This is a genomic window from Arenimonas oryziterrae DSM 21050 = YC6267, assembly GCF_000420545.1.
GTDB classification, from domain to species: domain Bacteria; phylum Pseudomonadota; class Gammaproteobacteria; order Xanthomonadales; family Xanthomonadaceae; genus Arenimonas; species Arenimonas oryziterrae.
In genome coordinates, this window is sequence record NZ_ATVD01000007.1 from 1 (window position 1) to 22,438 (window position 22,438).

The 22,438-nt window shown below is 62.6% G+C and carries 17 protein-coding genes, 2 tRNA genes and 3 rRNA genes; 16 read left to right on the top strand and 6 right to left on the bottom strand.

Translation table 11 applies throughout. The features are described 5' to 3' along the window. The 14 genes from G467_RS0113905 to G467_RS0113970 all read left to right on the top strand — a co-directional run. A 16S ribosomal RNA gene (locus G467_RS0113905) occupies positions 1-1,431 on the top strand; the annotation flags it as partial. A 69-nt stretch (positions 1,432-1,500) separates the two neighbouring features. Further along, positions 1,501-1,577: transfer RNA gene (locus tag G467_RS0113910), tRNA-Ile, on the top strand. A gap of 40 nt (positions 1,578-1,617) precedes the next feature. Beyond that, positions 1,618-1,693: transfer RNA gene (locus tag G467_RS0113915), tRNA-Ala, on the top strand. Positions 1,694-1,910: 217 nt separating this feature from the next. Then, positions 1,911-4,794, top strand: a 23S ribosomal RNA gene (locus G467_RS0113920). Between the two features lie 151 nt (positions 4,795-4,945). Continuing rightward, positions 4,946-5,060 (top strand): 5S ribosomal RNA (rrf, locus tag G467_RS0113925). A 415-nt stretch (positions 5,061-5,475) separates the two neighbouring features. Then, positions 5,476-5,844 (top strand): ATP synthase subunit I, encoded by a 369-nt coding sequence (locus G467_RS16995; protein WP_155844904.1) that lies wholly within the window; start codon positions 5,476-5,478, stop codon positions 5,842-5,844. 8 nt (positions 5,845-5,852) lie between these two features. Then, positions 5,853-6,704 (top strand): F0F1 ATP synthase subunit A, encoded by an 852-nt coding sequence (gene atpB / locus G467_RS0113935; RefSeq protein WP_022970351.1) that lies wholly within the window; start codon positions 5,853-5,855, stop codon positions 6,702-6,704. Positions 6,705-6,761: 57 nt separating this feature from the next. Next, complete coding sequence (gene atpE, locus G467_RS0113940) at positions 6,762-7,040, top strand: F0F1 ATP synthase subunit C (RefSeq protein ID WP_022970352.1); 279 nt, start codon at positions 6,762-6,764, stop codon at positions 7,038-7,040. Positions 7,041-7,135: 95 nt separating this feature from the next. Then, complete coding sequence (locus G467_RS0113945) at positions 7,136-7,606, top strand: F0F1 ATP synthase subunit B (RefSeq protein ID WP_022970353.1); 471 nt, start codon at positions 7,136-7,138, stop codon at positions 7,604-7,606. A gap of 34 nt (positions 7,607-7,640) precedes the next feature. Continuing rightward, the gene (locus tag G467_RS0113950; protein WP_022970354.1) at positions 7,641-8,168 is read left to right on the top strand and encodes a F0F1 ATP synthase subunit delta; all 528 of its coding nucleotides are present in this window, start codon (positions 7,641-7,643) and stop codon (positions 8,166-8,168) included. Positions 8,169-8,223: 55 nt separating this feature from the next. Next, entirely contained in the window at positions 8,224-9,768 is a 1,545-nt protein-coding gene (gene atpA / locus G467_RS0113955; RefSeq protein WP_022970355.1) for a F0F1 ATP synthase subunit alpha, read from the top strand. A 69-nt stretch (positions 9,769-9,837) separates the two neighbouring features. Continuing rightward, the gene (gene atpG / locus G467_RS0113960; RefSeq protein ID WP_022970356.1) at positions 9,838-10,701 is read left to right on the top strand and encodes a F0F1 ATP synthase subunit gamma; all 864 of its coding nucleotides are present in this window, start codon (positions 9,838-9,840) and stop codon (positions 10,699-10,701) included. A gap of 74 nt (positions 10,702-10,775) precedes the next feature. Beyond that, the gene (atpD, locus tag G467_RS0113965; RefSeq protein WP_022970357.1) at positions 10,776-12,182 is read left to right on the top strand and encodes a F0F1 ATP synthase subunit beta; all 1,407 of its coding nucleotides are present in this window, start codon (positions 10,776-10,778) and stop codon (positions 12,180-12,182) included. An 85-nt stretch (positions 12,183-12,267) separates the two neighbouring features. Beyond that, the gene (locus G467_RS0113970) at positions 12,268-12,690 is read left to right on the top strand and encodes a F0F1 ATP synthase subunit epsilon (protein ID WP_022970358.1); all 423 of its coding nucleotides are present in this window, start codon (positions 12,268-12,270) and stop codon (positions 12,688-12,690) included. A 66-nt stretch (positions 12,691-12,756) separates the two neighbouring features. Here the strand turns inward: G467_RS0113970 and G467_RS0113975 are convergent, their stop codons facing one another. Then, complete coding sequence (locus G467_RS0113975; RefSeq protein ID WP_022970359.1) at positions 12,757-13,158, bottom strand: GtrA family protein; 402 nt, start codon at positions 13,156-13,158, stop codon at positions 12,757-12,759. A 95-nt stretch (positions 13,159-13,253) separates the two neighbouring features. On the opposite strand from G467_RS0113975, the gene G467_RS17000 reads away from it, so the two are divergent. Then, positions 13,254-14,228, top strand: a complete 975-nt coding sequence (locus G467_RS17000; protein WP_022970360.1) for a glycosyltransferase — start codon at positions 13,254-13,256, stop codon at positions 14,226-14,228. Here G467_RS17000 and G467_RS0113985 read toward each other — a convergent pair. Continuing rightward, positions 14,155-15,717, bottom strand: a complete 1,563-nt coding sequence (locus G467_RS0113985; protein ID WP_022970361.1) for a hypothetical protein — start codon at positions 15,715-15,717, stop codon at positions 14,155-14,157. The two genes, G467_RS17000 and G467_RS0113985, sit on opposite strands and share 74 nt — an antisense overlap. Before the next feature lie 93 nt (positions 15,718-15,810). Between G467_RS0113985 and glmU the strand changes: the two genes are divergently transcribed. After that, positions 15,811-17,178, top strand: coding sequence for a bifunctional UDP-N-acetylglucosamine diphosphorylase/glucosamine-1-phosphate N-acetyltransferase GlmU (glmU, locus tag G467_RS0113990; protein ID WP_022970362.1), 1,368 nt, complete (start codon positions 15,811-15,813; stop codon positions 17,176-17,178). Between the two features lie 21 nt (positions 17,179-17,199). Here glmU and G467_RS0113995 read toward each other — a convergent pair whose 3' ends face one another. Genes G467_RS0113995 through G467_RS0114010 form a run of 4 tightly spaced genes read right to left on the bottom strand, consistent with a single transcriptional unit; the run spans position 17,200 to position 22,435 of the window. Continuing rightward, the gene (locus tag G467_RS0113995) at positions 17,200-18,519 is read right to left on the bottom strand and encodes a sensor histidine kinase (protein WP_022970363.1); all 1,320 of its coding nucleotides are present in this window, start codon (positions 18,517-18,519) and stop codon (positions 17,200-17,202) included. Position 18,520: 1 nt separating this feature from the next. Next, positions 18,521-19,861 carry a sigma-54-dependent transcriptional regulator gene (locus G467_RS0114000; protein ID WP_022970364.1) on the bottom strand — a complete coding sequence of 447 codons (1,341 nt, stop codon included), beginning with the start codon at positions 19,859-19,861 and terminating at the stop codon, positions 18,521-18,523. Between the two features lie 15 nt (positions 19,862-19,876). Next, positions 19,877-21,109, bottom strand: a complete 1,233-nt coding sequence (locus tag G467_RS0114005; RefSeq protein WP_022970365.1) for an ABC transporter permease — start codon at positions 21,107-21,109, stop codon at positions 19,877-19,879. Between the two features lie 9 nt (positions 21,110-21,118). Beyond that, positions 21,119-22,435 carry an ABC transporter permease gene (locus G467_RS0114010; protein WP_022970366.1) on the bottom strand — a complete coding sequence of 439 codons (1,317 nt, stop codon included), beginning with the start codon at positions 22,433-22,435 and terminating at the stop codon, positions 21,119-21,121. Positions 22,436-22,438: the final 3 nt, after the last annotated feature.

Below are 22,438 nucleotides of genomic sequence, written 5' to 3' on the forward strand. Positions count from 1 at the left end.
GAGGAATACATCGGAATCTACCTTGTCGTGGGGGATAACGTAGGGAAACTTACGCTAATACCGCATACGAACTACGGTTGAAAGCGGAGGACCGCAAGGCTTCGCGCGATTGGATGAGCCGATGTCGGATTAGCTAGTTGGCGGGGTAAAGGCCCACCAAGGCGACGATCCGTAGCTGGTCTGAGAGGATGATCAGCCACACTGGAACTGAGACACGGTCCAGACTCCTACGGGAGGCAGCAGTGGGGAATATTGGACAATGGGCGCAAGCCTGATCCAGCCATGCCGCGTGTGTGAAGAAGGCCTTCGGGTTGTAAAGCACTTTTGTTCGGGAAGAAAAGCTACCGGTTAATACCCGGGAGTCATGACGGTACCGAAAGAATAAGCACCGGCTAACTTCGTGCCAGCAGCCGCGGTAATACGAAGGGTGCAAGCGTTACTCGGAATTACTGGGCGTAAAGCGTGCGTAGGTGGTGCGTTAAGTCTGTCGTGAAAGCCCCGGGCTCAACCTGGGAATGGCGATGGATACTGGCGCGCTAGAGTGCGGTAGAGGAGAGTGGAATTCCCGGTGTAGCAGTGAAATGCGTAGAGATCGGGAGGAACATCAGTTGCGAAGGCGGCTCTCTGGACCAACACTGACACTGAGGCACGAAAGCGTGGGGAGCAAACAGGATTAGATACCCTGGTAGTCCACGCCCTAAACGATGCGAACTGGACGTTGGGAGCAACTAGGCTCTCAGTGTCGAAGCTAACGCGTTAAGTTCGCCGCCTGGGGAGTACGGTCGCAAGACTGAAACTCAAAGGAATTGACGGGGGCCCGCACAAGCGGTGGAGTATGTGGTTTAATTCGATGCAACGCGAAGAACCTTACCTGGCCTTGACATCCACGGAACCCTTGAGAGATCGAGGGGTGCCTTCGGGAACCGTGAGACAGGTGCTGCATGGCTGTCGTCAGCTCGTGTCGTGAGATGTTGGGTTAAGTCCCGCAACGAGCGCAACCCTTGTCCTTAGTTGCCAGCGAGTAATGTCGGGAACTCTAAGGAGACTGCCGGTGACAAACCGGAGGAAGGTGGGGATGACGTCAAGTCATCATGGCCCTTACGGCCAGGGCTACACACGTACTACAATGGTGGGGACAGAGGGTTGCGATACCGCGAGGTGGAGCCAATCCCAGAAACCCCATCCTAGTCCGGATCGGAGTCTGCAACTCGACTCCGTGAAGTCGGAATCGCTAGTAATCGCGGATCAGCATTGCCGCGGTGAATACGTTCCCGGGCCTTGTACACACCGCCCGTCACACCATGGGAGTTTGTTGCACCAGAAGCAGGTAGCTTAACCGCAAGGGGGGCGCTTGCCACGGTGTGGCCGATGACTGGGGTGAAGTCGTAACAAGGTAGCCGTATCGGAAGGTGCGGCTGGATCACCTCCTTTTGAGCAAAGACGACGCTGTTTCGCAGGCGTCCGCACAAGTTTCCTGCATTCCAACAATTGATCCGGCCTGGGTCTGTAGCTCAGGTGGTTAGAGCGCACCCCTGATAAGGGTGAGGTCGGAGGTTCGAGTCCTCCTAGACCCACCATTTTTGCGTTTGGCAAAGCCAAGCGACGAAGAAGTTATTTGGGGCCATAGCTCAGCTGGGAGAGCACCTGCTTTGCAAGCAGGGGGTCGTCGGTTCGATCCCGACTGGCTCCACCAGGTTGTATGGAATGACAGCGCACACAAAATATATCGATCCGGCTTTGAGGCCGGAATCGTGTTCTTTGAAAATAGGTGATGTAGCGAGCGTTTGAGACGAAACTGTCATCAAGACGTGTCGTAGAGGCTAAGGCGGGCCCTTGAAAGGGCCTAAAATTTGAAGTTGTTGTTGTTCATTCGCGAGCAATGATGACCCTGAGGCGACTTGGGGTTATATGGTCAAGCGAATAAGCGCACACGGTGGATGCCTTGGCGGTCAGAGGCGATGAAGGACGTGGCAGCCTGCGAAAAGCTCCGGGGAGTCGGCAACAGACATTGATCCGGAGATGTCCGAATGGGGAAACCCACTCCGCAAGGAGTATCCAACAGTGAATACATAGCTGTTGGAGGCGAACGTGGTGAACTGAAATATCTAAGTAGCCATAGGAAAAGAAATCAACCGAGATTCCCCCAGTAGTGACGAGCGAACGGGGAGCAGCCCTTAAGTCATTGTGGTTTTAGCAAAACGGTCTGGAAAGGCCGGCCATAGACGGTGATAGCCCGGTATGCGAAAGGGCCACGATGATGAAAATGAGTAAGGCGGGGCACGTGAAACCCTGTCTGAATATGGGGGGACCATCCTCCAAGGCTAAATACTCCTGACCGACCGATAGTGAACCAGTACCGTGAGGGAAAGGCGAAAAGAACCCCGGAGAGGGGAGTGAAATAGACCCTGAAACCGTGTGCGTACAAGCAGTGGGAGCCCCTTCGTGGGGTGACTGCGTACCTTTTGTATAATGGGTCAGCGACTTATTGTCTGTGGCGAGCTTAACCGTCTAGGGGAGGCGAAGGGAAACCGAGTCTGAATAGGGCGAATAGTCGCAGGCAATAGACCCGAAACCGGGTGATCTAGTCATGCCCAGGGTGAAGGTGCGGTAACACGCACTGGAGGCCCGAACCCACTCCTGTTGCAAAAGTAGGGGATGAGGTGTGATTAGGAGTGAAAAGCTAATCGAACCCGGAGATAGCTGGTTCTCCTCGAAAGCTATTTAGGTAGCGCCTTGCACGAATCTTCTTGGGGGTAGAGCACTGTTATGGCTAGGGGGGCATTGCGCCTTACCAAACCATTGCAAACTCCGAATACCAAGACAGACTATGCAGGAGACACACGGCGGGTGCTAACGTCCGTCGTGAAAAGGGAAACAACCCAGACCCGCAGCTAAGGTCCCAAAATTATCGCTAAGTGGAAAACGATGTGGAAAGGCATAGACAGCCAGGAGGTTGGCTTAGAAGCAGCCACCCTTTAAAGAAAGCGTAATAGCTCACTGGTCGAGTCGGTCTGCGCGGAAGATTTAACGGGGCTAAGCGATATACCGAAGCTCGGGGTGCATTCACGTTGTGGATGCGCGGTAGAGGAGCGTTCCGTAAGCCTGCGAAGGTGGATTGAAAAGTCTGCTGGAGGTATCGGAAGTGCGAATGCTGACATGAGTAACGATAATGGGGGTGAAAAACCCCCACGCCGAAAGCCCAAGGTTTCCTTGCGCAACGTTAATCGACGCAGGGTGAGTCGGCCCCTAAGGCGAGACCGAAAGGTGTAGTCGATGGGAAGCTGGTTAATATTCCAGCACCTCGCGTGACTGCGATGGGGGGACGGAGAAGGTTAGGTGTACCCGGCGTTGGTTGTCCGGGGGAAAGGAGGTAGGCATGAAGCGTAGGCAAATCCGCGCTTCTTTATGCCGAGCACCGAGACGAGTCCTATTGGACGAAGTCACTGATACCACGCTTCCAGGAAAAGCCTCTAAGCTTCAGGTCACGCAGACCGTACCGTAAACCGACACAGGTGGGCAGGATGAGAATTCTCAGGCGCTTGAGAGAACTTGGGTGAAGGAACTAGGCAACATGGCACCGTAACTTCGGGAGAAGGTGCGCCTTGATGAGTGGCTACGTGCGTAGCTGAGCTTGTCAGGGCCGCAGAAACCAGGCCGCTGCGACTGTTTATCAAAAACACAGCACTCTGCAAACACGAAAGTGGACGTATAGGGTGTGACGCCTGCCCGGTGCTGGAAGGTTAATTGATGGGGTTAGCCGCAAGGCGAAGCTCTTGATCGAAGCCCCAGTAAACGGCGGCCGTAACTATAACGGTCCTAAGGTAGCGAAATTCCTTGTCGGGTAAGTTCCGACCTGCACGAATGGCGTAACGACAGCGGCGCTGTCTCCACCCAAGGCTCAGTGAAATTGAAATCGCTGTGAAGATGCAGCGTTCCCGCGGCAAGACGGAAAGACCCCGTGAACCTTTACTATAGCTTTACATTGAACGTTGAGTTCGTCTGTGTAGGATAGGTGGGAGGCTTTGAAGCGCAGGCGCTAGCTTGCGTGGAGCCATCCTTGAAATACCACCCTGATGTGCTTGACGTTCTAACCTGGGCCCGTTATCCGGGCCGGGGACCATGTATGGTGGGTAGTTTGACTGGGGCGGTCTCCTCCCAAAGAGTAACGGAGGAGCACGAAGGTACGCTCAGCGCGGTCGGACATCGCGCACTGTGTGCAATGGCATAAGCGTGCTTGACTGCGAGATCGACGGATCAAGCAGGTACGAAAGTAGGTCATAGTGATCCGGTGGTTCTGTATGGAAGGGCCATCGCTCAACGGATAAAAGGTACTCCGGGGATAACAGGCTGATACCGCCCAAGAGTTCATATCGACGGCGGTGTTTGGCACCTCGATGTCGGCTCATCACATCCTGGGGCTGTAGTCGGTCCCAAGGGTATGGCTGTTCGCCATTTAAAGTGGTACGCGAGCTGGGTTCAGAACGTCGTGAGACAGTTCGGTCCCTATCTGTCGTGGGCGTTGGAGATTTGAGAGGGGCTGCTCCTAGTACGAGAGGACCGGAGTGGACGAACCTCTGGTGTTCCGGTTGTCACGCCAGTGGCATTGCCGGGTAGCTATGTTCGGAAGCGATAACCGCTGAAAGCATCTAAGCGGGAAGCGCGCCTCAAGATGAGATCTCCCGGGACACAAGTCCCCTAAAGGAACCAGGAAGACTACCTGGTGGATAGGTCGGGTGTGTAAGCACAGCAATGTGTTGAGCTAACCGATACTAATGATCCGTGCGGCTTGATCATATAACCTCAAGTTGCTTTAACCTCGACGATCACGTCGATGACTGTCAAAGCGCTCACTACATCACCCCCTTATTAGCAGCACCGTATGCGAGAGCGTGCGCGTGAGGCGGAAATCAGCATCATTCCGTCAATCGCGACCCTCCACCCTCTCCCTGGTGATCATAGCGTTGTGGAACCACCCGATCCCTTCCCGAACTCGGAAGTGAAACGCAACCGCGCCGATGGTAGTGTGGCTTAAGCCATGCAAGAGTAGGTCATCGCCAGGGTTTTTACCCCAGAAGGCCAGTCCACATGGACTGGCCTTCTTCTTTTTTGCGGCGGCAAAAAGGGATGCCAGTGTCGGTGAAATTTCGCGCCCTCAGATGGCACTCGCGCGCCAGTTTGGGCCGGCAATCTTGAGCCATATTTGCCGCGTCAGGGTGGTCAATAAATGGCCAAAAAGCGGACCGCGGCGCGTCCCTTTTGGGCCGCCCTTGCCAGGGTGCAAGCCGTCGCCGAAAGCCGATCACGCGCAAGCGCTTCAGGGTTGTGAACTCGACTGCAGTATGCCTCGGCATCCGAGCCAGCGAACCTAGTTTTTCAGTGGTTTCCGGGTTGTCCGAGACAAAGTCCGGCTGCTATACTTTTGCGTCTTGGCAGGGCGGTTTTCGCTGCCACCAACCGCTGGTCCGGGTGATACGCGTGCGCAATTCGATGGCCGCAAATCGTCGCCTGGCCTTTCGCGCGATCGCCATCCAGGCGGGCGTGGCGGCAATGGTGGCGATGGCCTTTCTCGTGCAGGACGCGCGTGCCGCCTTGGCGGCGGGAGCAGGTGGGGGCGCCGTGGTGTTGGGGAGTCTTCTCCTCGCCTGGCGATCGCTGTCCGCGCAAACACCTTCTGCCGGGCTGGCACTCGCTGGTCTGCTGGTCGGCATCGTAATGAAGTGGGTGGTTGTACTTGCAGCGCTGTATCTGGCGCTCGCCCGATTCGGGCTGCCGCCCCTGCCTTTGCTGGCAGGGTTTGCGAGTACCACCGCCGCATTCCTACTCATTGGCAAATTTCAAGCATAGGTGTCTCTGTGAGCGCTGAACCGAGCACGGGCGGGTTGACCGAATACATTCAGCACCATCTGACGCACAACACGGCGTTGCTGGGCGACAAGGGCGTGCATTGGGACTCGATCCTGGTGTCCTTCCTCCTCGGCGCCCTGTTCGCCGGCTGGTTGTTCTTCCGGGCGCGCAAGGCGACTTCCGGTGTGCCGAGCAAAGGCCAGGCGTTCGTCGAGCTGATCGTCGAATTCGTCGACGGCCAGGTCAAGGACGTGTTCCATGGCGACCGCCGTTTCATCGCGCCGCTGGCACTGACCATCTTCATGTGGGTTTTCCTCATGAATGCGATGGACCTGCTGCCGCTCGATCTGATCGGCTACGGCGTGCAGAAGCTCGCCGGTCACGAGACCGCGCATCACACCTACTGGCGCATGGTTCCTTCCGCCGACGTCAACACTACTTTCGCGATGTCGATCACCGTGTTCTTCCTGGTGATCTTCTATTCGATCAAGGCGAAGGGCGGCTGGGGTTTCACGAAGGAGCTGTTCACCGCGCCGTTCCACGCGCACGGCACCGTCGCAAAAATCGTTCTCGCGATCCCGAACTTCTTCCTGAACCTGGTCGAATACCTGTCCAAGCCGGTGTCGCTGGCCATGCGACTGTTCGGCAACATGTACGCCGGCGAGCTTGTCTTCATGCTTATCGCCGGCCTGATGTCGATGTGGTCGCTGGGTGCCGTCGCCGGCAGCTTCGGCTTCGGCATGGGCGTGCTGATCAACGCCGGCTGGTCGATCTTCCACATCCTGATCATCGGCCTGCAAGCCTTCATTTTCATGGTGCTTACCGTCGTCTACATCTCGATGGCGCACGAGCATCACTAAGCCGCTTCATTTTTCCCTTCCACCGCAACACATCATCGAAACGTTTAGGAGATTCACATGGACCTTCTCGCTGCTACCGCTCTCGTTCAGGCCTACACCTCGCTCGGCCTCGGCATCATCATCGGCCTCGGCGCGATCGGCGCCTGCGTCGGCATCGGCATCATGGGCTCGAAGTTCCTCGAGTCGGCCGCTCGTCAGCCGGAGCTGGTCCCGATGCTGCAGGGCCGCATGTTCCTGCTCGCCGGTCTGATCGACGCCGCGTTCCTGATCGGCGTGGCCATCGCGATGTTCTTCGCGTTCGCCAACCCGCTGCTCTCGAAGCTCGTCGCGGGCTAAGAAAGCGATCCATGGAGGCGCCGCGCAGCCCAGGCTGCGCGGAGTTCCGCGCTGAGGCGAAAGCCTTGGCCTGCAAATAGATTTCAGGAGACGTCATGGATATCGGCATGACTTTACTGGGTCAGATGATCTCGTTCGCGATCCTCATCTGGTTCACCGCCAAGTTCATCTGGCCGCCGCTGATGGCGGCGATCGAAGAGCGCCAGGCGAAAATCGCCGACGGCCTCGCGGCCGCTGATCGCAGCAAGAAAGATCTCGCCCAGGCCGAAGAAAAGGTCAACGAGGCCTTGCGTGAAGCCCGTACCAAGGCAGGCGAGATCATCGCCCAGGCCGAGGCCCGTGCGAACGCGATCGTCGACGCCGCGAAAGAAGAAGCGATCGTCGAAGGCAACCGCCAGAAAGCGGCCGCCCAGGCCGAAATCGTTTCCGCGACGACGCGTGCCAAGGAAGATCTGCGCAAGCAGGTGTCCTCGCTCGCCGTTGCCGGCGCCGAGAAGCTGATTCGTCGCGAAATCGACGGCAACGCCCACAAGGCGCTGCTCGACGAACTCGCCGCCGAAATCTGAGCGCCGACTTGAACCGACTCGGAAGCCCGACGACATGAGCCAAGCCCTCACCCTCGCCCGTCCCTATGCTCGCGCCGCGTTCTCGCTGGCGCGCGAACAGGGTCGCCTGCCGCAGTTCTCGCAGCAGCTCGGTTTCGCGGCCGTCGCCGTCAACCACCCGCTCGTGCAGTCCGTGCTCGGCAATCCGCGATTGGCGGCTGGCGAACTCATCGACGTGCTGCTGCCGGCTGATGCCGACGCCAGTTTCCGCCAGTTCCTCGTGGTTCTCGGCGAAAACCGCCGACTGCCGCTGCTGCCGGAGATTTCCGGTCTGTTCGATCAGCTGCGCGCGGATGCGGAGAAGGTGGTCAAGGCGACCATCACCTCCGCCAAGGCGCTCGACGCCGCCGAACTGGCCAAGCTGACGGATTCGCTGAAGAAGCGTTTCGGTCGCGAAGTCGAAGTCAGCACGGCCATCGACGACAGCCTGATCGGCGGCGCGGTGATCGACGCCGGCGACATCGTCATCGACGGTTCTCTCCGTACCAAGCTGGCGCGCCTCGGGGCGGCGCTGGCGAACTGATTCCAGATTTTCCTTTGAACCAAGCCGGCATTGCTCGGCCATCCAGGACACTCCCATGCAGACGCTCAATCCGTCCGAAATCAGCGAACTGATCAAGACCCGCATCGAAAAGGTCAAGCTGACCGCCGAAGCGCGCAATGAAGGCACCGTGACCTCCGTGTCCGACGGTATCGTGCGCATCCACGGCCTGGCCGACGTGATGCAGGGCGAAATGGTCGAGTTGCCCGATAGCACCTACGCCCTGGCGCTGAACCTCGAGCGCGACTCGGTCGGCGCCGTTGTGCTCGGCGACTACAAGAACGTCCGCGAAGGCAATGTCGCCAAGACCACCGGCCGCATCCTCGAAGTGCCGGTCGGCCCGGAACTGCTCGGCCGCGTCGTCAACGCGCTCGGCGAGCCGATCGACGGCAAGGGTCCGCTCAACGCCGCGCTCAGCGAGCCGGTCGAGAAGGTCGCCCCCGGCGTGATCTGGCGCAAGTCGGTCTCGCAGCCGGTGCAGACCGGTTACAAGTCCGTCGACGCCATGATCCCGATCGGCCGCGGTCAGCGCGAGCTGATCATCGGCGACCGTCAGACCGGCAAGACCGCGATGGCCGTCGACGCGATCATCAATCAGAAAGGCACCGGCGTTAAGTGCGTGTACGTCGCGATCGGCCAGAAGGCTTCGACGATCTCCAACGTCGTGCGCCGCCTCGCCGACAACGGCGCGCTCGCCCACACGATCGTCGTCGCCGCCTCCGCGTCCGAGTCGGCCGCGATGCAGTACATCAGCGCCTACTCCGGCTGCACGATGGGCGAGTACTTCCGCGACCGCGGCGAAGACGCGCTGATCATCTATGACGATCTGTCCAAGCAGGCCGTGGCCTACCGCCAGATCTCGCTGCTGCTGCGCCGTCCGCCGGGTCGCGAAGCGTATCCGGGCGACGTGTTCTATCTCCACTCGCGTCTGCTCGAGCGCGCCGCGCGCGTCAACGAGGAATACGTCGAGAAGTTCACCAAGGGCGCCGTCAAGGGCAAGACCGGCTCGCTCACCGCGCTGCCGATCATCGAAACGCAGGCCGGCGACGTCTCGGCGTTCGTGCCGACCAACGTGATCTCGATCACCGACGGCCAGATCTTCCTGGAAACCGACCTGTTCAACGCCGGCATCCGTCCGGCCGTGAACGCCGGCATCTCGGTGTCGCGCGTCGGTGGTGCGGCCCAGACCAGCATCATGAAGAAGCTGTCGGGCGGCATCCGTATCTCGCTCGCGCAGTACCGTGAGCTGGCGGCGTTCGCGCAGTTCGCCTCCGATCTCGACGAAGCCACCCGCAAGCAGCTCGAGCGCGGCCAGCGCGTCACCGAGCTGATGAAGCAGAAGCAGTACGCGCCGATGTCGATCGCGCAGATGGCGCTGTCGATCTACGCCGTCAACGAAGGCTATCTCGACGACGTGCCGATGGCGAAGATCCTGCCGTTCGAGGCCGGTCTGCATGCGCACATGACCAACAGCTACGGCGACCTGCAGAAGCAGATCGTCGAAACCGGCGCCTGGGACAAGGACATCGAGGCTTCGTTCAAGAAGCTGATCTCCGAGTTCAAGACCACCGGCAGCTGGTAAGCAATTCGTAGGAGCGGCGAAAGCCGCAACAAACGCGCCTCGCGGCGCTCCTACAAATAAGGAAGAGACATGGCAGGCGGCAGGGAAATCAAAACCAAGATCAAGAGCGTGCAGAACACCCGCAAGGTGACCCGCGCGCTCGAAATGGTCTCGGCCTCGAAAATCCGCAAGGCGCAGGAACGCATGAAGGCCTCGCGCCCGTATGCGCGCCTGATGACGCAGCTGATCGGGCACATCGCCAAGGCCAATTCGGAATACACGCATCCGTTCATGGCCGAACACGCGCAGATCAAGCGCGTTGGCTATGTCATCGTGTCGACCGACCGTGGTCTGTGCGGCGGCCTGAACTCGGCGATGTTCCGCAAGATTCTCGTCGACATGCGCGAGTGGCAGGGCAAGGGCGTCGACGTCGATGTCGTTTGCATCGGCCAGAAGGCGTCGACCTTCTTCCGTCGTCTGAAGGTGACGATGGCCGGCTCGGTCACGCACCTGGGCGAGAAGCCGCACATCGACCAGTTGGTTGGCGTGATCAAGGTCATGCTGGACGGCTACAGCGCCGGCAACCTCGACCGCGTCTTCCTTTGCTACAACGATTTCATCAACACTATGGCGCAGAAGCCGCGCCAGGACCAGCTGTTGCCGCTGCCGGCGTCCGAGACGCTGCAGAGCAAGCATGACTGGGACTACATCTACGAGCCGAGCGCGGAAGCCGTGCTTGACCACGTGATGACGCGCTACGTCGAGTCGCTGGTCTACCAGGCCGTCCTGGAAAACCTCGCGTCCGAACACGCCGCGCGCATGGTCGCGATGAAGTCCGCGTCCGACAACGCCACCAAGCTCATCGGCACGCTGAACCTGATCTACAACAAGGCCCGCCAGGCTGCGATTACCCAGGAAATCTCGGAAATCGTCGGCGGCGCCGCAGCGGTCTAAACCCCATTGATGCCGGAGCGGCGCGACCGCGACGCTCCGGCAAAGAAAACAAACGCTTCTCAGAGGATACGAAAATGAGCCAGGGCAAGATTGTGCAGATCATCGGCGCCGTCGTGGACGTCGAGTTCGGCCGCGACGACGTGCCGAAGATCTACGACGCGCTGAAGGTGACCGGTACCGAGATCACGCTGGAAGTGCAGCAGCAGCTCGGCGACGGCGTCGTGCGCACCATCGCGCTCGGCTCCACCGACGGCCTGAAGCGCAATCTGCTGGCGGTCAACACCGGCAAGGCGATCTCCGTGCCCGTCGGCGCCGGCACGCTCGGTCGCATCATGGACGTGCTCGGCAGCCCGATCGACGAAGCCGGTGCGGTCAAGGCGACCGATCATTGGGAAATCCATCGCGCGGCCCCGTCGTACGAAGAGCAGTCCTCGACCAACGAACTGCTGGAAACCGGCATCAAGGTCATCGACCTGATGTGCCCGTTCGCCAAGGGCGGCAAGGTCGGCCTGTTCGGCGGCGCCGGCGTCGGCAAGACCGTCAACATGATGGAGCTGATCAACAACATCGCCAAGGCGCACTCGGGTCTGTCCGTGTTCGCCGGCGTGGGCGAGCGTACCCGCGAGGGCAACGACTTCTACCACGAGATGAAGGACTCCAACGTTCTCGACAAGGTCGCGATGGTGTACGGCCAGATGAACGAGCCGCCGGGCAACCGTCTGCGCGTCGCGCTGACCGGCCTGACCATGGCCGAGTACTTCCGCGACGAGAAAGACGCGTCGGGCAAGGGCAAGGACGTGCTGCTGTTCGTCGACAACATCTACCGCTACACGCTGGCCGGCACCGAAGTGTCCGCGCTGCTCGGCCGTATGCCGTCGGCCGTGGGTTACCAGCCGACGCTCGCCGAAGAAATGGGCGTGCTGCAGGAGCGCATCACCTCGACCAAGACCGGCTCGATCACCTCGATCCAGGCCGTCTACGTGCCCGCCGACGATCTCACCGATCCGTCGCCGGCCACGACCTTCGCCCACCTCGACGCGACCGTCGTGCTGAGCCGTAACATCGCCTCGCTGGGTATCTATCCGGCCGTCGATCCGCTCGACTCGACCTCGCGCCAGCTCGACCCGAACGTGATCGGCCACGAGCACTACGACGTCGCGCGCAAGGTGCAGGCGACGCTGCAGAAGTACAAGGAACTCAAGGACATCATCGCGATCCTGGGCATGGACGAGCTGTCGGAAGAAGACAAGCAGGCCGTGTCGCGCGCGCGAAAGATCGAGCGCTTCTTCTCGCAGCCGTTCCACGTCGCGGAAGTCTTCACCGGTTCGCCGGGCAAGTACGTCACGCTCAAGGACACCATCCGCGGCTTCAAGATGATTTGCGAAGGCGAATGCGACCATCTGCCGGAGCAGGCGTTCTACATGGTCGGCGGCATCGAAGAAGCCTTCGAGAAAGCCAAGAAAATGGCGGAAAAGGCCTGATACGCCCGCGGCGAACCGTAAGGACTGAGCGAGAGCCCGCCCTGCCGTTCGCCGCAGCCCGCCCACGAATCAAAGCGAGAACACCATGAGCACCATTCGTTGCGACATTGTCAGCGCCGAGGAAGAGATCTTCCACGGCGACGTGCAGATGGTCGTCGCCACCGGCGAAATGGGCGAGCTCGGCATCGTGCCGCGCCACGCGCCGCTGATCACCCGTCTCAAGCCCGGCAAGGTCGTGTTGACGCTCGCCAACGGCGACAAGCTCGACATCGTCGTGTCCGGCGGCATCCTGGAAGTGCAGCCGCAGGTCGTCAGCGTGCTGGCCGATACCGCGATCCGCAGTCAGGACATCGACGAGGGCAAGGTCCAGGCGGCGAAGGAAGAGGCCGAGCGTGCGTTGTCCGGCAAGGACAGCAACATGAGCCTGGAAGAAGCACAGAACCAGCTGGCGATGAGCCTGGTGCAGATGCAGGCCCTCGAGCGCCTGCGCAAGAACCTCAAGCACTGATCGACGCCAAGACGCTGAAGGAAAAACGCCGGCCACGTGCCGGCGTTTTCTTTTGTATCCGACCTCTCAGCGAAACACCCACTGTCGCCAGACCACGAAGCCGATTGCGGCCATGACCGCCTCCACCGCCGGTTTCGCCAGCCAGGCGCCCTGCAGTGCGTGTCGGCTCGCGACCCACTGCAGGACCACGGTGCTGAGCGCGGTCAGCAGCAACCAGGCGAACGCGAACCGTTGCAGGTGTCGCCGCGAAAGACGCGCCTGCCCGTTCTCGGCGAAGGTGTAGCGACCATTCAACCAGAAGCCCAGCGCCGCACCGCTGAGTCGGCCCAGGACATTGCCCGGACCGACCGGCACACCCAGGCTCGTGCTCAGGATGAACACGGCGGTATCGAGCAGCAGCTGCGCGCCGCCGACGATCAGGAACAGGCTGCCTTGGCGCAGGTGCGGATGCCACGGGGGTAGACGCATGCAGCCATCCTAGCAATGCGCGCCGGGCCTGCAAACGAGGGACTTTGCCGCCGACTTCGTCGACAATGCCCGCCGGAAACCCGATCGCCCGAGCCATGACCGCCGACGTCCGCATCGCCGTACTCATTCCCTGCCACAACGAGGCATTGACCGTGGCCAAGGTCGTGGCGGATTTCCGCGCGGCCTTGCCGCAGGCGGCGATCTACGTGTTCGACAACGCCAGCACCGACGAAACTGCCGCGCTCGCGCGTGCGGCCGGTGCACGGGTGATCGCGGTGCCGGCGAAGGGCAAGGGCCATGTCGTGCGCAGCATGTTCCGCGACGTCGATGCCGATGTCCTGCTGATGGTCGACGGCGACGACACCTATCCGGCCGATCATGCCGAGCGCGTTCTCGCGCCGGTGCTGGCCGGCGAAGCCGACATGGTGGTGGGCACGCGCCTGGAAGCGCATGCCGATTCGGCATTCCGGCGTTTCCATGGGTTCGGTAATCGTCTGGTCCGCACGGTGATTTCCAGTCTGTTCCAAACGCGTATCGCCGACGTCCTGTCCGGCTATCGTGCGTTCAATCGCCGGTTCGTGCGCTCGATGCCGGTGCTCTCGCAGGGTTTCGAAATCGAAACCGAAATGACGGTATTCGCGCTCGCCCAGGGCATGGTGTTGCGGGAAGTACCGGTCCCTTACGGATCGCGGCCGGAAGGCAGCCATTCCAAGCTCAATACCTTCCGCGACGGTTTCCGCGTGCTGCGTACGATCCTGTTCCTGTACAAGGACCATCGCCCGCTGCTGTTCTTCGGACTCATCGCGATCGCCTGCACGCTCGCCGGGCTGGCGTTCGGCAGCGTGGTGATCAGCGAGTTCGCTCTGACTGGCGCCGTGACGCATCCCTCGACGGCTGTCCTGGCATCGGCCCTCGTGCTGACGGCCTTGTTGTCGCTCGCCACGGGCCTGATCCTGGACACCGTCAACCGCCGCAGCCAGGAGTTGATGCGCCTGCTTACCGACCAGATCCTGCCGTCGACGGCGGACAGGTCGCGGGCACGGGATGACGGACCAGCGGACAAAGGCTGAGCGTTTCGTAGTCGGTCGGAAGATCGCGGCAGGCGCCTGCGCGCTGCAAGCCATACGCTGCCAATTGCGACTCTTGATCGTCGACGCGGTCGCCGCCTTCGCGCAGTAGCCATAGGGGCCCCTCATGCGTCGCAAGGCGCGTCCAGACTTGTTCCTGCAAGCGCGTGCAGCGATCGGGCCACATGAAATTGTTGTGCATCGACAGCACCGGCACGCGACCCTCCAGGCGCAGCACGCCATGTGCGAGCGGATCCCAGCTGCTGATGACCACCAGCGAATTCGCCGGTAGCCGCGTCATCGTGGTCAGCGCCGGTGCGAAACGCGCGCGTCCCCAATGCGGTTGCACCGTACTCGCGACGATCACGATGACGGCGGCGAGCTGCGCCGCACCGCGCCAGCGCCGCGGAAGGCGGGCGAGCAGCAGCACCACCGCCAGTCCGGACAGCATCTCGAGCGGCAGCAGGTAACGGTAGATGCCGTACTGCACCAACCACAGTCCGAACGAGACGAAAAAAAATGCGAGCACGATGCGCAGGTCGTTCGTCATCGCCGCCAGGCGCGGACGCAGCAGCGCCAGCGCCGGCCAGGCCAGCACGCCCAGCAGCATGCGTGGATCGCGCAGGGGAGCTTCCGAGTACCGCATCGATTCCTGCAGCAGACGCAGCGGCACCCAGAACGCATCCATGACCGTCTTCGGCCGGTAGCGGCGATCCTCGATCGCCACAGGCAAGGCGTCGGGCGACTGGAACACCTGGTTGAAGTAAGGGAACACCGGATTGCCGTGCAGCACGAACAGGTGCCAAGCCCAGTAACCGTAGGTGAGTGCAAAACCGAGCAGTCCGCCGAGGGCCAGCAGCAGCAGACGTTGCGGCGCCCCGCGCATCGGTCCGCCGACAGCGGCGGCTCCCGCCAGTCCCAGGCAATACAGCGCGGCCGTGAGCTTCAGGCCCATGACCGCGCCAGCTATCACTCCCGCGATCAGCCAAGCGCGCGGCCGCACCGGTGTCGGGCCGACCACGCAGCACAACGCCGCCAGCATGCCGCCGGCGACGAAGGCGTCGTTGAAACTGCTGCCCAGTGCTGTGGTGGCGCCCGCGCCAAGCAGGGCGATGACCGTCAGCGCCAGGCTCGCGCTGCGCGGCACCGGCCCGTCCGTGAGCTGGCGCTGCAGTCGCAGCAGGCAATGGATCGCGAGCAGGGTCGGTAACGTCAGCCACAGTCCGATCCAGGCGCCGTGCCAGCGCGCCTGCGTCATCAGGTACAGCGGCACGTCCAGCAGCGGGTTGTGCCAGGACTGCAACTGCGCCGGGGCGATATCCAGACCGTCGCGCTGCTGCAGCCAGGCATGCGGGTTGTACAGGTGGTAGTTGCGCAGGTCCCAGTTGGTGTCTTGGCCGAGCAGGGCCAGCAACAGCAGCGGCAGACCCACGCTCAGCAGGACGAGCCAGGCGCGATCGGAGGGTGTCGCGACGGCGCGGATCTCGGGCATGGCGTTGATGGGCTGCCGGCAGTTGCTAAGATTGTCGCAGAACTCGCTTCCGCCCGGACGCGAGGCCGGCCCGGGGTTCCCAGCGAGGTTCGCATGTCCGCACCGTTGCATGTCGTCATTCTTGCCGCCGGCGAAGGCAAGCGGATGAAGTCGGCGCGCCCGAAAGTGCTGCAGCCGATCGCCGGCCTGCCGATGCTCGCGCACGTCGTGGCTGCGGCGCGCGAGCTCGCGCCCGCCGCGATCCACATCGTGTATGGCCACGGGGGCGACCAGGTGCGCGCCGCATTCGCCGCGCAGACCGACCTGCATTGGGCCGAGCAGGCTCAGCAGCTGGGCACCGGACATGCGGTGCAGCAGGCCATGCCGGCCATTCCCGACGATGCCCGCGTGCTCGTGCTCTATGGCGACGTGCCGCTCATCCGTGCGCAGACTTTGCGCGAACTGTTGCTCGCGCCCGACGTCCTGGTCGTTCTCGCCGCCGAACTCGACGAGCCGACCGGCTATGGCCGCCTGGTGCTCGATGCCACCGGTCACGTCGGTGCGATCGTCGAGCAGAAGGATGCCGACGACGACGTTCGCGCGATCACCCTGGTCAACACCGGCATCATCGCCGCGAACGCCAAAGACCTGCGTCGCTGGCTCGGTCAGCTGCGCAACGCCAATGCACAGGGCGAGTATTACCTCACCGATGTCTTCGCCGCCGCATCGGCGGAATTCGCGCCGGCCGATTTCGTCCGCGTCGCCGACCCCGTCGAAACCGAGGGAGCGAACGACCCCTGGCAACTCACCCAGCTCGAGCGCGCCTATCAACAGCGCGCGGCGCGGGCGCTGGCGGTACAGGGCGTGCGTTTCGCCGACCCGGGACGATTCGACCAGCGCGGCCGCGTGAGCGTGGCGCATGACGTGGAAATCGATGTCGACGTGATCCTGGAAGGCGACATCGTGCTCGGCGAAGGCGTACGCATCGGACCGTTCTGCCGCATCAAGGACGCGACGCTGGCCGCCGGCACTGTCGTACAGGCGCATTGCGACATCGATGGCGTTCGCACGCTCGGCGCCTGCAGCATCGGGCCGTTCGCGCGCCTGCGTCCGGGCACGGAGCTGGCGGATGGCGTGCATGTCGGCAACTTCGTCGAGACCAAGAAAGCGAAACTCGGCCCGGGTTCCAAGGCCAACCATCTGAGCTATCTGGGCGATGCCGACATCGGTGCCGGCGTGAATATCGGTGCGGGCACGATCACCTGCAACTACGACGGCGTGAACAAGTCGATCACGCGCATCGAGGACGGCGCGTTCATCGGCTCCAATTCCTCGCTGGTCGCGCCGGTCACCATCGGTCGCGACGCGACCATCGGTGCGGGCTCGGTCATCACCAAGCCAGCACCGGACGGCGAGCTCACGGTGTCGCGTGGTCGCCAGCAGACCGTGCCCGGCTGGAAGCGACCCACCCGCAAGCCCTGATCGTCCTCAGGCCGGCCGCTTTCAGGCCGGCAACACCAGCGCGACCATCAGTCCGCCGTCTTCGCGATTGCCCAAGGCGATGCGGCCGCCGTGCGCTTCGGCAATTTCGCGGGCGAGTGCTAGGCCCAGGCCGGTGCCGCTGCGTTTGGTCGAGTAGAACGGCACCAGCGCATTGGTGAGCACCGCATCGTTCATGCCGGTGCCGCGGTCCAGCACTTCGATGCGCAGCGTGCCCGAATGCCGGCGCACACTCAGCTGCACGTCGCCGGCCGCCGAGCCCGATTCATGCGCGTTCTTCAGCAGATTCAACAGCGCCTGTTCCATCTGCGCCAGATCGAAGCGCGCCGCTTCCTCGGGCAGGTCGCCGATGACGCCGAAGGCGATCTGCGAAGCGAGCCGCGACACGAACTCCGGCCAGGTCACCGTTTCCAGGCGCGGCGAGGGCAGTTTCGCGAAGCGCGCGTAGCCGCGGATGAAGCCTTCGAGATGGCGTGCGCGCTCCTCGATCGTGCCAAGGATTTCCGGCAAGCGCTCGATCTGACCGCGCCGCACCAGCTCCGCGCCCGAGTGCGCCAGCGAAGCCACTGGCGCCAACGAGTTGTTGAGTTCATGGCTGATCACGCGAATGACTTTTTTCCAGGTCTGCACTTCCTGCCGGCGCAGTTCGACGGTCAACTGGCGCAGCAGGAGCAATTCATGCGCGCGGCCATTGAGACGGAAGCCGCGACGCGCGAGATGGAATACTTCTTCCTCATCGTCCTCGCCCACGGAGAACAGACCGTCGCCGCCGCGCGCCATGGCTTCGCGCAGCGGTGTGGCGGCGAGCTTGAGCACCGCGTCCAGCGCATGGCCTTCGAGTTTGCGTCCCTGGTTGAGCAGGCGCCGCGCCGCGAGATTGCCGTAGACGATCGGACCGCCTTCGGCGACCAGCAGCATCGCGACCGGCGTGTTCTGCACCATGGTGTCCAGCAGCAGTTCGCGCTGTACCAGGCCCAGCCGCTGTTCGCGCAGGACATTGCCCAACTCGTTGTGGGCGTCGACCAGATCGCCGAGTTCGTCGCGGCCGGGCCAGCGCAGGCTGAAGCTGAAATCGCCGTCGCGAAAACTGGTGACGCTGCCGGTGAGCGCGCGAAACAGCGACAGCATCGGGCGTAACTGCAAACGGATCAGCCACATCGCCACCGGTAACATCAGCAGCAGGCTGAGACTGCCGACCAGCACGGGACTGTCGGCGAAAAAATAGTCGAGCACGAGCACCAGCACGACCGTGATCGCGAGCAGGGGCAGCATCAGCACCAATCGGCGCGCGGCCAGCGATCGGCGGTGCGCGCGCAGGCCCATGTCAGGGACGGGCGATGCCCAGGCGTTCCATGCGCCGGTACAAGGCCTGGCGGCTCAGGCCCAGGTCGGCGGCGGCTTGCGCGACGACGCCGGCGGCGCGGGCGAGCGCGCGTTCGATGCTGTCGCGATCGGGTTCGGCGTCGTTGACCGATGCGGTCGCGGCCGGCGCCTGCGGCAGGCCCAGATCACCGACGCCGATGATCGGCTGCGCGGCGAGCAGGCTCGCGCGCTGCATGACGTTCTTGAGCTCGCGGACATTGCCCGGCCACGCATGCGCAAGCAATGCCGCGCGTGCGGCCTCGTCGAGGGACCGACCCTCGCCGAGGAAATGCAGGGCCAAGGGCAGGATGTCGCCGGATCGCTCCGACAGCGGCGGCAGGCGCAGCTCGATGACGTTGAGGCGATAGAACAGATCTTCGCGAAAACTGCCCGCACGGATCATGCCCGGCAGGTCGGCATTGGTCGCGCTGATCACGCGGACTTTCACCTGGCGTTCCCGGTTCGATCCCAGACGCTCGAAGCGGCCGGTCTCGAGCACGCGCAGCAATTTCATCTGTCCGCTCGGCGGCAGATTGCCGATCTCGTCCAGGAACAGCGTGCCGCCGTCGGCGGCCTCGAATTTTCCTTCGCGGGCCTTGCTCGCGCCGGTGAAGGCGCCCGCATCGGCGCCGAACAGCTCCGCCTCGATCAGTTCCGAGGGCAGCGCGCCGCAATTGAGGGTGACCATCGGTCCTTCCTTGACCGAGGAATTGGCCTGGATGATTTCGGCGATGCGCTCCTTGCCCGCGCCATTGGGTCCGGTCACGAGAATCGGCACATCCGCGCGCGCCACCTGGCAGGCGAGGGTCAGCACGCGTTCGGTGGCCGGGTCGCTCCAGACGACGCCGCGCAGATCGAAGCGTTTTTCCAGTTCGTGGCGGTGCTTGCGTTCGCGCTGCACGCGCCGCTGCAGTTCGCGATTGGCCTGGCCAAGCTCGATGAGATTTTCGACCGTCGCGATCAGGCGGCGGTCGTCCCAGGGTTTGGCCAGATAGTCGGCGGCGCCGGCCTTGGCCAGTTGCACGGCGGCATCCAGATGCGTCCAGGCGGTCAGCAAGATCACCGGCAGGTCCGGGAAACGTGCGCGGATTTCGCCAAACAGGGCGACACCTTCTTCGCCCGAGGTCGTGTCCGCGCTGAAATTCATGTCCTGCACGACCAGATCCACCGGCGTGCGCGCCAGCAGTGCCAGGCCTTCGTCGGGAGACAGGGCGCGCACGGTGGCGATGTCGTGAAGGGAAAACAACACCTCGAGCGCGGTCGCGACCGAGGGGTTGTCGTCGATGATCAGTACAGTCGGCATGCGCCTAGGTTACCGTCACGCGCTGCGCGTGGCGATGGCCGGGGAGATGCTCGACGCACGCCAGGCCGGGCCGTAGACCGCCAGCACGCCGATCGCCCACAGCGTGGCCGCACCCGCTGCCAGATAGCCCAGCGGCAACTTGGTCAGCTCGAGCTGGCTGACCAGCAGCTGGTTCAGGGCCACGGCCAGTACCAGGCCGGCGGCGACGCCACCGGTGGTGATCATCAGGTTCTCGGTGATGAAGTAGCGCAGGATGTCGAAACGACGAGCGCCCAGGGCACGACGCACACCGATCTGCTTGCGGCGCTGGTTCACCCACAACGTCGCCATGCCGACGATGCCGCTGGCAGTGACCAGCAACAGCAGCACGGTCACCGTGACGAGCATCCAGGCCACGGCACGATCGTCGCGATAGCGATCGACGCGGTCTTCGTCCATCGACTTGTTCTGGATAACCATGCGGCCGGGCATGATCTTGAGCAGGGCGGCTTCGGCATCCTTCATGACGCGGTCGCGCTGTCCGGGTTCGGTGCGGACCGAGAACATCGAATAGCTCTGCACGCGCCGCGTCGCCAGGATCATCGAGATCTCCGCGCGTTCGCCGGCTTGCGTCCACGGCGTCTGCAGCTTTTCGACGACGCCGACGATGCGCAGCGGTTGTGCCCGCGGACCGTTGCCGATGAAGATCTGCTTGCCGACGGCACTTTCGGTCGGGAACAGCTTCTTGGCCAGCGCCTGCGTGACGATCGCGTTCTCGCCCATGATTTCCGATTTGTCGGGATCGTTTTCGAAGACGTCCTCTTCGGTGAAGTCGCGGCCGTCGACCAGCTTCAGGTCGTAGGTCTTCACGAACGAGCCCGGGCCGAAGTACATGGCCGTCTGCGCCGAGCTGTCGGTCTGCTCGCGCTTGAGTGACAGACCCATGTTCCAGCCCGACTGCGTCAGCGGCGCCATGTTGGTCCAGGTCACCGAGACTACGCCGGGCACGGCGCGCAGGACTTCTTCATCGCGTTTTTGCATCGCGATCTTTTCCTGCGGCGTCTCCGGATCCTTGAGCGTGGCGATGTCGATGTGGAACAGCGAGCTCTCGTCGGGAATGCCGCTGGGACGCGCGGCGAACGCCAGACGGTCGCGAATGATGTACAGCGCGTTGGCGACGATCGCCAGGCTCAGTGCCACCTGTGCGGCGATGAGCAGGGCGCCGGTTTTGTTGCGCAGCAGGGAAGAGAGGATCGGACGGATTTCCATGGTCGTTCCTTATTGCGTCTTCAGTTGCAGGGCGGGCGTCACCTGGCAGGCACGCCAGGTCGGCAGCAGACCGGCGACGATGCTAGAGGTGATCGCGAGCACGATGGTGAGGCAGAGCATCGCCCAGTCCATGTGCGTGACCGAGGCCATCTCGTCGGATTGCAGCGAGATCAGCCACAGGCCGGCGAAACTCAGCACCAGACCGATCAATCCGCCGACCAGACCGACCACGCCCGCTTCGATCAGGTATTGCTGGAAGATGTCCTTGCGCGTGGCACCGAGCGCGCGTCGCACGCCGACTTCACCGGCACGTGCCGAGAACTTGGCCAGCAGCAGGCCGACGGTGTTCACCAGGCAGACCAGCAGGAAGCCCATCGCCAGCCAGGTCGACAGCTTGCTGTCCTTGCTGACCACGCCCAGGTGTTCCATCCACTCGTTGACGTTCTCCACGCGGGTGTTGATGGGGCGCGGGTAGCGGCCGAGCTTTTTCTGGTCGGTGATGTAGGCGGCCAGGTAGTCCTTGATCTTCGCCTGGTCGGCGGCGGACGCGCCTTCGAACCAGAACTGGATCCAGTCGCATTCCGAGTCCAGCCAGCCCTGCCAGCCGGGACCGGCGCCATCGCCGCTGCAGTTGTTGTTGCCGCTGTTGTTCATCTCGTGACGCACGGCGGTCTGGAACGGGATGAAGATCTCGTCCTCGCCGGTGAAGCTGCCGCCGTTGCCATTGATCAAACGGTAGTAGCGCGGCAGCGGATTCCAGCTGTCGAGCACGCCGACGATCTGGAAGTCGGAGCCTTCCATGCGGATGCGCTTGCCGACCGGATTGGTCTGGCCGAACAGCTTCTCGCTGGTCTTGCGGTTGAGCACGATGACGTCGCGCTTGGCTTCCTCGTCGGCCTTGGACCACGGGCCGCCGTAGAGGAAGGGCGTTTCGAACATCGCGAAGAAATCCAGCGTCGGCGCCACGCCCTGCACCAGGAACGGCGGCAGATCGGCGCGGCCGCTTTCAATGCCGGAGTTGATGCCGTACACGGCCGTGCGACGCACGCCCTGGCCGCTGGCGAGCAGATTGACCGCGTCGCGATAGACCATCTGGTCGCTCGGCTCATCGGCCGGCGTGTAGCCATTAAGCTGGCTGTTGTCCAGGCGCGGCACGAACAGGCGATCGCTCTTGTGCGGGATCGGATCGCCGGACATCACGTAGAGCACGGTCAGGGTCGCCATGCTGGCGGCGACGCCGACGGCGAGGGTGACGATCATCAGCGCGGTCAGCACCGGATTGCGGCGCAGGCTGCGCAGTCCCAGCGTGAAGTAATAGCCGAACATGGC